The organism is Microbacterium salitolerans (genome assembly GCF_019720895.1).
Classification (GTDB): domain Bacteria; phylum Actinomycetota; class Actinomycetes; order Actinomycetales; family Microbacteriaceae; genus Microbacterium.
The window spans coordinates 218,162-231,386 of sequence record NZ_JAHKSH010000001.1 but is presented as its reverse complement, the minus strand read 5'-3'; the positions used below and the strand labels follow the sequence as shown (position 1 = coordinate 231,386).

General features: G+C 71.8%; 11 protein-coding genes and 1 riboswitch. Of the genes, 3 read left to right on the top strand and 8 right to left on the bottom strand.

The features are described from left to right. Positions 1-33 precede the first annotated feature (33 nt). The 3 genes from KOL93_RS01065 to KOL93_RS01055 all read right to left on the bottom strand — a co-directional run bounded on the left by KOL93_RS01065 (position 34) and on the right by KOL93_RS01055 (position 3,031). Entirely contained in the window at positions 34-816 is a 783-nt protein-coding gene (locus KOL93_RS01065; RefSeq protein WP_221583454.1) for an energy-coupling factor transporter transmembrane component T family protein, read from the bottom strand. Beyond that, entirely contained in the window at positions 813-2,405 is a 1,593-nt protein-coding gene (locus tag KOL93_RS01060; RefSeq protein WP_308291498.1) for an ABC transporter ATP-binding protein, read from the bottom strand. The genes KOL93_RS01065 and KOL93_RS01060 overlap by 4 nt, the downstream gene beginning before the upstream one ends. After that, positions 2,402-3,031, bottom strand: a complete 630-nt coding sequence (locus KOL93_RS01055; RefSeq protein WP_221583453.1) for an ECF transporter S component — start codon at positions 3,029-3,031, stop codon at positions 2,402-2,404. Before KOL93_RS01055 ends, KOL93_RS01060 begins: the two co-directional genes overlap by 4 nt. Beyond that, positions 3,025-3,135: riboswitch (TPP riboswitch) on the bottom strand. It overlaps the preceding gene by 7 nt. A gap of 143 nt (positions 3,136-3,278) precedes the next feature. Between KOL93_RS01055 and KOL93_RS01050 the strand changes: the two genes are divergently transcribed. The 3 genes from KOL93_RS01050 to KOL93_RS01040 all read left to right on the top strand — a co-directional run bounded on the left by KOL93_RS01050 (position 3,279) and on the right by KOL93_RS01040 (position 7,523). Beyond that, on the top strand, positions 3,279-5,312 hold the full coding sequence (locus KOL93_RS01050; RefSeq protein WP_221583452.1) for a D-alanyl-D-alanine carboxypeptidase family protein: 2,034 nt from the start codon (positions 3,279-3,281) through the stop codon (positions 5,310-5,312). 93 nt (positions 5,313-5,405) lie between these two features. Further along, positions 5,406-6,236, top strand: a complete 831-nt coding sequence (locus KOL93_RS01045; protein ID WP_221583451.1) for a PhzF family phenazine biosynthesis protein — start codon at positions 5,406-5,408, stop codon at positions 6,234-6,236. A 180-nt stretch (positions 6,237-6,416) separates the two neighbouring features. Next, the gene (locus KOL93_RS01040; protein WP_221583450.1) at positions 6,417-7,523 is read left to right on the top strand and encodes a serine hydrolase domain-containing protein; all 1,107 of its coding nucleotides are present in this window, start codon (positions 6,417-6,419) and stop codon (positions 7,521-7,523) included. Between the two features lie 12 nt (positions 7,524-7,535). On the opposite strand, the gene KOL93_RS01035 is transcribed toward KOL93_RS01040, so the two are convergent. The 5 genes from KOL93_RS01035 to KOL93_RS01015 all read right to left on the bottom strand — a co-directional run bounded on the left by KOL93_RS01035 (position 7,536) and on the right by KOL93_RS01015 (position 13,215). Next, positions 7,536-8,639 (bottom strand): aminotransferase class I/II-fold pyridoxal phosphate-dependent enzyme, encoded by a 1,104-nt coding sequence (locus KOL93_RS01035; RefSeq protein ID WP_221583449.1) that lies wholly within the window; start codon positions 8,637-8,639, stop codon positions 7,536-7,538. Positions 8,640-8,801: 162 nt separating this feature from the next. After that, complete coding sequence (locus KOL93_RS01030; RefSeq protein ID WP_221583448.1) at positions 8,802-9,917, bottom strand: anhydro-N-acetylmuramic acid kinase; 1,116 nt, start codon at positions 9,915-9,917, stop codon at positions 8,802-8,804. 105 nt (positions 9,918-10,022) lie between these two features. Continuing rightward, on the bottom strand, positions 10,023-11,417 hold the full coding sequence (locus tag KOL93_RS01025; protein WP_221583447.1) for a glycoside hydrolase family 3 N-terminal domain-containing protein: 1,395 nt from the start codon (positions 11,415-11,417) through the stop codon (positions 10,023-10,025). Beyond that, positions 11,414-12,250, bottom strand: coding sequence for a carbohydrate ABC transporter permease (locus KOL93_RS01020; RefSeq protein WP_308291497.1), 837 nt, complete (start codon positions 12,248-12,250; stop codon positions 11,414-11,416). The genes KOL93_RS01025 and KOL93_RS01020 overlap by 4 nt, the downstream gene beginning before the upstream one ends. Then, positions 12,247-13,215 carry a carbohydrate ABC transporter permease gene (locus KOL93_RS01015; protein ID WP_374107094.1) on the bottom strand — a complete coding sequence of 323 codons (969 nt, stop codon included), beginning with the start codon at positions 13,213-13,215 and terminating at the stop codon, positions 12,247-12,249. The genes KOL93_RS01020 and KOL93_RS01015 overlap by 4 nt, the downstream gene beginning before the upstream one ends. Positions 13,216-13,225 lie beyond the last annotated feature (10 nt).

Sequence of the window (13,225 nt, the reverse complement as noted above, 5' to 3'; positions counted from 1 at the left end):
CGGGCGGTCGACCTCCGGGTCGGCCGCCCGTGCCTATCCCCCGAGGATGATGTTGAGGTGGCCCGTCGCCGTCGTCACGGCGAGGGCCGTCGCGCTGATCGCGAGCCCCGCCGCCGACAGTGCCCACTCGCGGCCGCCCCACGGGCTCTCGCGCGCCCACGTGCGGGGGCGGTCGGATCCGAACGCCCGCGCCTCCATCGCCGTCGCGAGGTGGGATCCGCGGCGGATCGCCAGCACGACGAGCGCGAAGCCCATGCCGACCAGCCGGCGGAGCCGCCCGCTGTCGGCCACGCCGCGCGCACGACGGGCGGTCTCGAGCTCCCGCCAGTCGGTCACGAGCAGCCCGACGAGGCGCATGCCGCCGAGCGCGCCGAGCACGAACCGCGCGGGGAGCTTCGCCCGCTGCGCGAGGCCGTCGGCGAGGTCGGTCGCGTCGACCCCCGCGAACAGCACGATGCCGGGCAGCGCGATCGCGAGCACGCGGAAGAACGTCGCCGCCGCGAGCGCGAGGGATCCGTCCGTCACGTTCATGAGCAGCCACTGGAAGTGCGTCTCGCCGCTCGGAGCGCCGTAGAGCGCGATGGTGAGGGCGGTGAGCGGCGCGGCGATCCAGACGGGGAGGGTGCGGATCCAGAACGTGCGCCAGCGCAGCCCCGCCATCACGAGCAGCGGGATCTCGAGGACGAGGGCCGTGACACCCGACACCCAGTCGATCGTCACGACGAGCGGCAGCGCGATCAGCAGCGCCGCCGCGAGCTTGGCGACGGGATTGATGCGGGCGAGCGGACCGCGGGCCGCCTCCTGTGCCGGGATCACGCCGCGGCCTTCTCGAGGACGACCTCGCGGGCGCCGAGGGCGTCGAGCAGCTCGCGGTCATGCGTGATCGCGACGACCGCGATCCCGTCGCGGCGCAGGTCGCGGATGATGTCGACCATCTCGCGCCAGGTCTGCGGATCCTGGCCGAACGTCGGCTCGTCGAGGACGCACACGCGGGGACGCGTCGCGAGCATCGCCGCGACGGTGAGGCGCCTCTTCTCCCCGCCCGAGAGGGTGTGGGGATTCGCACGGTCGAGGTGGTCGAGGCGGAGGCGCACGAGGAGGTCGGTGGCGCGGCGGTCGATCTCGTCCGCGGGCAGCTTCAGAGCGCGCGGCCCCACCTCGAGTTCGGCGCGCACGGTCGATGCGAGCAGCTGGTGGTCGGGCGACTGCAGGACCGTGCCGATCCGGGTGAGCAGCTGACGCGACGACCAGCGGAACGGATCCGCCTTCGCCCCGTCGCGCAGCGCGTCCGCCGCGACCACGCGTCCGGACACCGCGGGCAGCAGTCCGGCGAGGGTGCGCCCGAGGGTCGACTTTCCCGCGCCGTTCGCGCCCGTGATCCCCACGACTTCGCCCGCGTGCACCGTGAGGTCGATGGGCCCGGCGACCGGCCGCCCCTTCACCCGGCCGACGAGCAGGTCGCGGGCCTCGAGCAGCGGCTCCCCCGAACACAACGCAGTCGATCCGGGCACCGAGCCCACCGCATCCCGGCGTGTCGCCCCACCCGGCGCCGCTTGTGACTGAGTTGTGTCGACGGGGACGCCGGGCGAGCCCGCCCCGACTCCCGCGGACAGCTCGGGACCGGCCTCGATCTCACCGCCGTCGAGCAGCGGCTCGCCAGAACACAACGCAGTCGATCCGGGCACCGAGCCCACCGCATCCCGGCGTGTCGCTTCACCCGGCGCCGCTTGTGACTGCGTTGTGTTGGGGGGAATGCCGGAGCCCAGCCGCACCTCGCGGCTGACCACCTGCCGCCACACGTCGGCGCGGTGCTCGACGACGATGAGCGTGGCGCCCGTCGCCTCGGCGATGCGCGCCACGGCGTCGCGCACCTCGATCACCCCGTGCGGGTCGAGGTTGGCGGTCGGCTCGTCGAGGAGCAGCAGCCCCGGACGCATCGCGAGAGCGCCGGCGAGCGCGAGGCGCTGCTTCTGCCCGCCCGACAGCGCCGATGTCGGGTGATCGAGCTCGACGTCGAGTCCAACCAGGTCGAGCGCCTCACGGACCCGCGACCAGATCTCGTCCCGCGGAACGCCGAGGTTCTCGCAGCCGAACGCGACGTCGTCGCCGACACGCGCCATGACGGCCTGCGTGTCCGGATCCTGCAGGACGAGCCCCGTGCGTCCGCGCGCGGCGTGCGGGGCGGACCCATCGACGCGCAGGGATCCCTCGTGCTCGCCCTCGTCGTCTCCCCCGAGCACGCCCGCGAGCGCGTGCAGGAGCGTGGACTTGCCGGATCCGGACAGCCCGGTCAGCAGGATCCGCTCGCCGGCCGCGACGTCGAGGTCGAGATCGCGCGCGGCCCACGCGCGGCGGGTGGCGTAGCGCCAGCCCCACCCGCGGGCCGTGACGGGAACGCCGGTCACACGCGCGTCGACGCGGATCTGCCCGCGGCGAAGCGGTTCAGCGCGCCGGTTGCGGCGAGCCCGCGCGTGATGAGCCAGCCGCCGAGGCCCGCGATGACCGCTCCGGAGATCGTCGTCGAGATGATGTAGATGGTGGTGAAGGAGGCGTCGGCGCCCGCGTACCAGAGGATCCGGTCGTTGATGCCGCCGCCGAGGCCCGCCGCCGCACCCGCGAGCATCGCGACGACGACCCCGAAGCGCTTGTAGAGGAAGATCGCGAGGATGAGCTCGGCGCCGATGCCCTGGGCGAGGCCCGAGACGATCGTCAGCGCGGCCCACTGATTGCCGACGAGCGCGGAGATGACGGCTGCGACGACCTCGGTGTAGAGCGCGGCGCCCGGCTTGCGCACGATGAGGCCGCCGAGGACGCCGGCGAGGAGCCAAGGACCGATCATGAGCCCGCCGAGTCCGGGCAGAACGGCGCTGAGCAGGCTGCCGGGGATCTCGTAGCCGACGTTCCAGACGAGGAAGATCACGGCGCAAGCGACGGCGACGACGCTCGCCACGACGATGTCGACGACGCGCCACCGCAGGCTGCGCCCTCCCGTGACGGCCGAGCGGGCGTCGGTGCGCGCGGATGCGAACATGTGCTTCTCCCTTCCTGCGCCGGCATGATCCGGATCAGGTTCGACGGTCGACGCGCGGCTCGCGCCCTCTCAGCCCGGCTTCTCGGACTCCCGTGGTGCTGCGGCATCATCCGATGCGGCAGGCGAGGTGATCTCCTCTGCGCAACGGAGTATAGGCACGCAGCCCCTCCCACGCCACTCGACAATGTCATCGGATCGTGAGCCCGATCTGCGGGGAACTGGCGGATCCACCAGGTAAGTTGACCGCGTGGGGACAGACGACGACTTCGACGCGCGCGAGGCACCGGGCGACGACGCCGCAGCGGAGCAGGCGACGCCGGCCGAGCCCGCGCCGACGACCGAGCCCGTGCCGACGATCACGGGCCTGTTCGACATGCCGCACCAGGCGCGCGGCGACGACGGATCCGACGAGACGCGCGACGAGGATCCGCAGCCCGATTTCGTCGACTCCTCGCAGCCGCCGACCGATTCGGTGCGCCTCATCGCCGAGATGTTCAGCGGCTTCCGCCGCCGGAGCGCGACGCCCGAGCAGGACCTGCAGCAGATCCTCGGCACCGCGACGCAGTCGCTGCCCGTGATCACCGACGGCCGCGTCGCGCCCTCCGAACCGGTCGCGACCGCCGGCACGATCCCGATCATCCAGCCCTCGGCCAACGTGCCCGACGACGAGACCGACGCCGACGCGGATGCCGCCGACGAGGCCGACGACGCGTCGAGCGACGAGGCCCTCATCGCCGAGCCGACGCCCGTGGCGCACGCGGCGGCACCCGCCGCCCTCACGCGCACGCCGGCCGACGAGCAGGATTCCGCCGACGCTCCGGAGACGGTCGCGTCGCCCCTCGCCTCCTCGGAGACACCCCAGGAGGACGCGATGGCGGCTGCCGACGCCCCGCCCTCGCCCGTGACGACGGCGTACGTGCCGCGCGAAGAGGGCAACGAGACCGAGCGCGCGCTCGCGTGGCTCACGGCCGAGAACGTCGGCCCGGGGCAGACCCCGCACCTCCAGTCGGCCCCCGGTCTCGTTCCGCAGAAGCGCCGCCGCTGGATCGGAGCCGTGTTCGCTCCGATCATCACGGCGATCGTGCTCGCCGTCGCCTACGTCGTCGCCTTCTCGGTGTGGCCGCTCACCCACGTCGCGCCCGCGATCGCCGAGGCCGAGATCGACACGCCCACGGCGCCAGTCGCCGAGCTGCCCTGGCCCGAGACCGGTCAGGCCGGCATCTCCATCGCCGGCGTCGACGAGCCGCTCCTGTCCGCAACGGACGAGTTCCCCGAGGTCGTCGCGCCGATGGCCAGCCTCACGAAGGTCATCAGCGTCATGGTGCTGCTCGAGCGCCAGCCCCTCGAGCTCGGCGAGCAGGGCCCGGAGTACGAGTTCGGCTTCCTCGACCAGACCGAGGCCGACGCGCTCCGCTGGGCCAACGAGTCGGCGCTCGACGTTCCCATCGGCGGCACGCTCACCTACTACCAGATGCTCGAGGGGATCCTCATGGGATCCGCCGGCAACTACGTGAACAAGCTCGTCGACGAGCTCTGGGAGGGCGACCGCGACGACTTCACCACCGATGCGCTCTCCTGGCTGCAGTCCCACGGCATCGACGACACACTCGTCGTCGATGCGACCGGCATCAGCCCCGACAACCAGTCGACGCCGTCGTCGATGCTGAAGGTATCCGAGATCGCGCTCGAGCACCCCGTCGTCGCCGAGATCGCCGCGAAAGCCGACACGGAGATCCCCGGGGCGGGCTTCGTCGAGAACTCCAACCCGCTCATCGACGACACCGGCGTCGTGGGCATCAAGACCGGTCACCTCGATGAGTGGAACATCGTGAGCTACAACCTCACGACGGCCATGGACGTCGAGACCGGTGACGACGAGCCGACTCGCGTCTACGCCGCCGTCATGGGCCAGCCGGACGACATCGCGCAGGAGGACGTCAGCCGCAGCCTGCTCGGCGCCGTCTCCGAGTCGCTGCAGCCGGTCGAGGCCATGTCCGAGGGCACCGTCATCGCCCGCGTCCAGACGCCCTGGGGTGCGAGCACCGAGGTCATCGCCGACGGCACCGCCTCCCTGACGCTCTGGAACGGCGAGCAGGCCCAGGTGACCTCCGAGTACGACATCGACCTCGGCGACAGCGCCGGCGACGAGGTCGGCACCATCACGATCGCCGGAGCCCTCGACAGCGACGAGATCGACCTCGTCGCGACGGAGGACCTCCCGCGTCCCAGTCTCAAGTGGCGCCTCACCCACCCCCTCGAGCTCCTGGGCATCTCCGACTGAGGCGGCGCCCGCTGCGGCGGATGATGCCGTGGACGACGATCTCCGGCATCGGATGGAGTCATTCGTTCGCACGTCCTCCAATATGCTGAGCCGATGAGCACCCTGCGACTCGCTGCCTTCCCGACACCCACCGGCGGAGGAAACCCTGCCGGTGTGATCCTCGACGCCTTGGGAATGAGTGCAGACGAGATGCTCGGCGTCGCCGCGGACGTCGGATATTCGGAGACGGCGTTCCTGACCGCGAAAGACGGCGACCGCGAGTACACCGTCCGATACTTCTCGCCCGCCGCCGAGGTGGCGTTCTGCGGCCACGCAACGATCGCCTCGGCGATCGCGCTCGCCGAACGAGATGGCCCTGGCGACATCGTCCTGCACGCGAAGGCAGGTGTGATCCCGGTCACGGTAGAGCGGCATGGCAACGATCTCGTGGCCTCCTTGACGACCGTTCCTGCTGAGTCAGCTGAACTCGACGACCTCGACGACCTGCTCGACCTCCTGCAGTGGCGTCGTTCAGACCTCGATCCCGAGCTTCCTGCCGGCATGGGGTTCGCAGGTCTCTGGCATCCGATCCTCTGGGCAGGCACCCGCGAGCGCCTGGCACACCTCGACTACGACTTCTCCGCGCTGCGGTCGCTGATGGAACTGCGCGGGTGGGGCACCGTCAGCCTCCTCTTCCGTGAGCGCCCCGACCTCATACACTCGCGCAACGCCTTCGCGATCGGCGGTGTCGTCGAGGATCCCGCGACGGGCGCCGCGGCCGGGGCTTTGGGCGGGTTCCTCCGCGACCAGGGCCTGCTCCCCGCCAGCGGCCGGTTCACCGTGGTGCAGGGCGCAGACATGGGGCAGCCGTGCCTGATCGACGTCGACGCCTCCGGTGATGCCGGCGTACGCATCAGCGGGTCCGCTCGGCACATCGCTGTGTAGCGTCGCGGCCGCCTCTGCCGCAGACGGATCCGGAGTCCCTCGGGAAGAACATCCTCGGGCATTCAAGCAGGGATCCAGCGTTCGAATGCCGCAGATGGATCCATAAGGGCGCCAGGAACGACGATCTGCGGCATTCGAGCGGGGCTTTCGCACGGGGTGCTCCCTGCCTACCCTGGCCGCATGGACGTCGCGCTCGAACACCTCCTCGCTCGCCATGTCGCCGAGGGGACGATGCCCGGCGCCGTCGCGTCGATCGGGCGAGAGCTGAGCCCGATCGTCGTCGGCGCCGCGGGGCCGGACGGCGCGCCGCTGCGCTCTGACGCGATCGTACGGATCCAGTCGATGACGAAGATCGTCGCGGCCGTCGCCGCGCTGAGGCTCGTCGAGCAGGGCGCGATCGCGCTCGACGACCCGGTGGATCCGTGGATGCCGGAGCTCGCCGACCGGCGCGTGCTCGCGGATCCGCGGGCCCCGCTCGACGACACCGTGGCAGCCGCGCGGCCCATCACGCTGCGCCACGTGCTGACGAACCAGTCGGGGTACGGCATCATCGTCGCCGATTCGCCGCTGCAGGTCGCCCTGGGCGATGCCGGCCTCGACCCCGCGAACGAGCCCGTCGATCTCCCCGCGCAGGAATGGCTCGACGCGCTCTCCGCCCTGCCGCTCGCGCATCAGCCGGGCGAGGGGTGGCGCTATCACCTGTCGTTCGGGCTGCTCGGGATCCTGCTCAGTCGCGTCGCCGAGACGAGCACCCGCGAGGTGCTGCGGCGCGAGGTCCTCGACCCGGTCGGCATGCCCGACACGGGGTTCCGCGTTCCAGACGCCGAGGCGCACCGCCTGCTCCCGGCCTTCCGTCGCACGGAGGAGGGGTTCTTCGCCGAGGTCGAGCCGGCCGGCGGCGGGTTCCACACCGGGCCCGCGCCGTTCGATGAGAGCCACTCCGAGCTCGTCTCAACGCTCGCCGACTACCACGCGTTCCTGCGCGCGCTCATCGACGGCGAGCTCGTCTCCCCCGCATCCCTCGAGCTGATCCGCACAGATCAGGTGGACGCCGCGGCGAAGACCGACGACAGCTTCTTCCCGGGGTTCTGGTCCAGCACCGGATGGGGATTCGGCGCCTCGGTCGTGACCGAGGGCCCGCACCGCGGCCGATTCGGCTGGTCGGGCGGATACGGCACCGACTTCTTCGTCGACCCTGACGGCACGATCTGCATCCTGCTCACGCAGGTCGAGATGGACGCGCGGATCCTCGCCCTCCTCGGCGACCTGCAGGCGGTCAGGGATTGACCCGCGCCTGCCTCACCCCGTCGCCCACTCCGTGACGGCGTCGATGAAGCGGTCGTTGTGCTCCGGCTCGATCACCGTGTATCGCACCCCGGCGCCGGTGTAGGCGCGGGGCACGATGCCGGCGGTGTCGACGAGGTGGCGGCGCAGGTCGTCCGCACGCTCGCCGACGGGCAGCCACACGAAGTTGCCGTCGGAGTGCGGGATGTCGATGTGGGGCCTGTCGTCGATCTCGGCGCGCTCCATGCGGTCGCGGAGGGTGCGCTCGATGCGCTGGCGCTCGGCCTTGATCCACCACGCGCGGTCCTCGATCTGCTCGAGGCCACGATCTGTGAAGCAGAACTCCGCGGCTGCGACGGCGAGACGGTCGACGCCGTTCTGCGTGCGCATCTTCGAGAGGCCGTCGATGACATCGGGCGTCGCGAGGGCGTAGCCGACGCGCAGGCTCGCGAGGGCGGCGGCCTTCGAGAGCGTGCGCAGGACGACGACGTTGTCGGGGAGGTTCGGATCCGCGGATCCGAACAGGTCGGCCGCGTAGGCCGCACGGGGGCTCGAGCTGAACTCGCTGTACGCCTCGTCGAGCGCGAGCACGACGTGCGGCGGCACCTCGGCGAGGAGGCGGTCGAGCTGGTCACGCGTGAGGGCGCGGCCGGAGGGGTTGTTGGGGCTCGCGAGCAGGACGACGCGGGTGCGGTCGGTGATCGCGGCGAGCAGCGCGTCGACGTCGTGGGATCCGTCGGACATCGTCGCGACCTTCACGGGCGTCGCAGCGTGCGCGTGGCACGCGCCGACGTAGCCCTCGAACGTCAGCCAGCTGAAGACGACCTCGTCGCCGGGTTCGCAGACGGATCCGATGAGCGCTCGGATGAGATCCATGCTCCCGGATCCGAGCAGCACCTCGTCGGGCGCGCGGCGGTGGGCCCGGGCGATGTTCGCGAGCGCGCCCTCGAGGCGGGATCCGTACTCGTTGAGATGCGGGATCTCGGCGGCGATCGCCTCGGCGAGCCCCTCGAGCGGCGGGACGTGGGGCTCGTTGAAGCAGGCGCGCGCCCCGTCGGGCAGCTCCGCCCGGCGGAAGAGGGGGATGTCGTCGTGCGCGGCGCGGAACGAGATCGTCATGCGTCCATTGTCTCGGACCGATCCGGGGCATTCGCGTGACGCCCGCGACCCGTCCGGCGGCCCAGAGGGGTCGTACTCGTCACTTGGGGGACGCGGCGGGGATAGCGGATCCCTTCAGGTGACGCCCGTGGCCCTCCGCACGGTCCGGAAGGGTCGTACGCGTCACCCGAACGGCGCGACGCGCACCGCGTCGATCGCCGGGAGCGCGGGTGGGAGGTCGAGGCCGCGCGGGCCCGGCGTGAAGCGTCCCGCGATGCGCGCGGGGGCGCGGCCCGGACGCACGGGCACGCGGAACCACGCGAGGGCGCCGAGCGTCGCGAACAGGAGCGACTCCTTGTGCTCCGCATCGATGCCGAGCTCGTCGCTGACGCGGGCCTGGGGGATCCGCTCGCGCAGCGCCCGCACGAGGGCCGGATTGCGTACGCCACCGCCCGAGAGCACGACGAGGTCGCCGGTCACGGCGCGCGCGACGGTCTCCGCCGTGAACGCGGTCAGCGTCGCGACGAGGTCCTCGAGCCGCAGCGACGGGGGCGCCGCGTGGTCGACGACGTCCAGGTTCCACGTCTCGCGTCCCGTCGACTTGGGCGGGAGCTGCGCGAGGTAGGGGTGCGCGAGCAGGGTCTCCAAGGTGCGCGCGTCCACCGACCCCGCGGTCGCGAGCGCGCCGTCGATGTCGCACGCCCGGCCGGTCGCGCGCTGCACGACATCGTCGATGAGGCAGTTCGCGGGGCCCGTGTCGAAGGCCGTCACGCCCTCGGGCGCGACGATCTGGACGTTCGCTATGCCGCCGAGGTTCACGGTCGTGACGCGATCGCGCCCGAGACCCGCGGCCCAGAGCCGGTCGAACACCCCCATGAGCGGGGCGCCGTCGCCGCCGGCCGCGACGTCCTGGCTCCGCACGTGGGACACGACGGGGGATCCCGTGCGCTCGGCGATCCAGCTCGGCTCGCCGAGCTGGAGGGTGCCGCGCGTGCGTCCGGCCTCGGTCCAGTGGTGGATCGTCTGACCGTGCGACACGACGACGTCGCACGGTCCCGCCTCCGCGGCGGCGTCGGCGAAGGCCTGGCCGAGCTCCGTGTCGAGGCGCGTCCACGCGAGCGCGTCGCGCGGGGATCCGTGCGCGGCGGCGAGGATCTCGTCGCGGACCGCCGGGTCCCACGGCACCGTCTCGAGGCGCACGGGGTGCAGGTCGAGCGCCGTCCCCCGCACCCCGACCTCGACGGTCGCGACGTCGATGCCGTCGGCCGAGGTACCCGACTGCATCGCGACGACGCGCATCAGGCTCCGCCCCCGGGGCTCCGTCCGCCGCCGCCGGAATGCACGCGCATCATGAGCGCCCGGCCCCGGCAGCCTGTATGTCGCAATCGGCACGCACGCGCATCGTCACGCCCTGTCCTGCAGGATCGCCTCGGCTGCCTGCACCGCGAGCAGGCTCGCGGCCCGAGCGTGGATCGCGGCGACGGGCAGCGGCGCGGGCGGCTCGACGCCGAGGTTCACGACGACCGCGCCGGGGTGCCGCTCGGCGACGCGCGCGATCGCGGCGACCTGGTCCGAGCGGGCGGCGCGATCGACGAGCACGACGGGGCGCTCCGCCTCGATGAGGTCGTCCGGCCGGACGACGGATCCGCCGCGCGCGAGCACGTCTGCGTACCGGGATCCGGTCGAGCTGACGGCCCACGTCGCGGTGGCCCGCGCGTCGATCACGGTGCGCGGCCCGGGAAGCGGGGCGACGGATCCGTCGACACGGCACGCGCGCCGGGCGAGCGCCGCCGCGTCGATGTCGGGAGCAGGTCCCGTCGCGTCGAGCCCGGCGGCGTGCTCGCGCAGCGCCGACACGCGCGCGGACGCCTCCTCGAGCCGTGCGAGCGGCAGCTCGCCCGACCGGACGGCGGCGACGACCCGCGCGCGGACGGCGAGGAAGTCGGCCTCGGCGTCGCCCGAGCTGCCGGGGTTCGCCGGGTTCGAGATGCACAGCAGGTCGCAGCCCGCGGCGAGCGCTCGCACGGGCGCGTCCGCCCCGAAGCGCTCCTGCATCGCCCCCATGTCGAGGGCGTCGCTCGCGATGACGCCGTCGAAGCCGAGGGCACGCAGCTCGGCGAGCGCCCGCGGATTCGCCGTCGCCGGGTCGTCGCCCCACGCGGGCACGACGAGGTGCGCGGTCATGATCATGCGCGCGCCCGCCGCGATCGCCGCGGCGAAGGGCGGAAGGTGCACGTCGCGCTGCGCCCGCTCCGACGCCTCCGAGACGGGCAGGCCGTGATGCGAGTCGGTCGCGGTGTCGCCGTGGCCGGGGAAGTGCTTCGGCACGGCGATCGCCCCGCCCGCGTGGATCCCCTCGATCGCCGCGCGCACGTGTCGCGAGACGAGCGCCGGATCCGCGCCGAACGCCCGCGTGCCGATCACAGGATTGAGCGGATTCGCGTTGACGTCGGCGTCTGGCGCGATGACGACGTTCGCGCCCGCTTCCGCCGAGCGGAGAGCGAGGCGCTCCCCGACCGTGCGCGTCACGGCGATCTCGTCGAGCGCGCCGAGCTGGTGCGGGCCGAGCTCCGTGGATCCTGTCTCCGCGTCGAGGCGGGTGACGGTGCCGCCCTCCTCGTCGAGGCCGATGAGGAAGCCGTCGGGCGCCTCCACGGGATCCGCCCCGATGTTCTGCGCGAACAGGACGACGCCCGCGAGCCCCGCGTCGCGCTCGCGGCGGATCCAGTCGGGCGTGCCGCGGCCGAGGAACCCCGGCCACAGCACGCCGTTCGCGAGGCGCAGGAGCGACGTGCTCATCCCTTGACCGAGCCCGAGACGAGGCCGCTCGACAGCTTGCCCTGCACGATCACGAAGAAGATCATGACGGGCAGCGTGATGATCGTCGAGGCCGCCATGATGGCGCCCCACTCGTTCGAGTGCTCGCCGAAGAACTGCCGCAGACCGATCGCGACCGTGTACTGACTCGTCTCGCCGCCGAGGAGCGTCATGGCGAAGACGAACTCGTTCCACGCCGTGATGAAGCTGAAGATGCTCGTCGCGACGAGGCCGGGCATGACGAGCGGCAGCAGGACCGATCGGAACATGCGCCCCCACGTGGCGCCGTCGAGGTAGGCGGCCTCCTCGATCTCGACCGGGACGGCGGCGACGAAGCCGCGCAGCATCCAGATCCCGAACGGCAGCGAGAGGGCGATGTAGACGATCACGAGGCCCAGCAGGGTGTTGAGCATGCCGAGGTCGCGCACCTGCACGAACAGCGGGATCACGAGCGCCTCAAGCGGCACCATCTGTACGATGAGGATCATCATGAGGATCCCCGTGCGGAATCGGAACCGGAAGCGGGCGACCGCGACGCTGGCGAGCACGGCGAGCAGGGCGCTGACGAGCACGACGGCAACGGCGACGATCGCGGAGTTCCGGAGGAACACCCCGAATCCGCCGTCGGACAGCACGTACTCGAAGTGCTCGAACGTGAACTCGCTGATGCCGAGCGACGTCCGCGCGGACGGATTCGGGATGAACGCGCTCGACACCATCCACCACGCGGGGAACAGGGTGAACGCGAGCAGCAGCACGACGAGCACGGCCTTGACGGCCGAGGACGTCCGGCGCCGGGTGGTGTGACGGCTCACAGCTCGTCCTCCTTCATGAGCGCCCGCACGTAGAACACCGTGATGAGCACGAGCAGCAGCGTGAGCACGACGGCGATCGCGGATCCGAACCCGTAGCGGTTCTGACCGAACGATTCGACGTACGACCACACGCCCAGGTTGAGCACGTCGCGGTTGGAGCCCGATCCACCCGGCATGAGGTAGATCTGCGCGAACGCCTTGATGTCCCAGATCGTCGACAGGATGATCACGACGGCGAACACCTGGCGCAGGTTCGGCACGATGATCTGCCAGAACCGGCGCCACGGACCCGCCCCGTCGACCTCGGCCGCCTCGAGCATCTCCTTCGAGACGCCGAGGAGCGCCGCGAGCACGGTCACGGCGACGAACGGGAAACCGTGGTGCACGACGTTGATCAGCGCGATCGCATAGAACGAGTAGCGGTTCGTGAACCAGTTGACGGGGTCGTCCATGAGCCCGAGCGCCATCAGCGACTGGTTGACGATCCCTCGGTCGGCGTCGAAGATCCAGATCCAGACGTACGTACCGGTGACGGCGGGCATCGCCCACGCGACCATGATCGCGCTGCCGACGACCGTGCGCCAGAAGCGCCCGAGCGATGCCATGAGCACCGCGACGGCTGTTCCGAGCGCGACCGTGAAGACGACGGCGAGCACCGCGAAGCCGATCGTGTTGGGGAGGACGGTGGCCCACAGCTGGTCGCTCGTGAACAGCTCGCTGTAGTTCGCGACGCCGTTCCAGTTGCTCTCTCCCGAGACGATCTCCGGCAGGCCGTAGTCCTGAAGGGAGAACAGCACGACGCGGACGAGCGGCCACAGCATGAGCACGGCGAGAACCGCGAGGGCGGGCGCGAGCAGGACCCAGGGACGGATCCGGGTGAGGGCCTTCGCGCCGAGAGGACCCCCTCCGGGCCGCGGGCGGGGGGCACGCGAGCCGGAGGGGGCCGTGGTGAGTGGTGCGGTCACGAGATCGTCG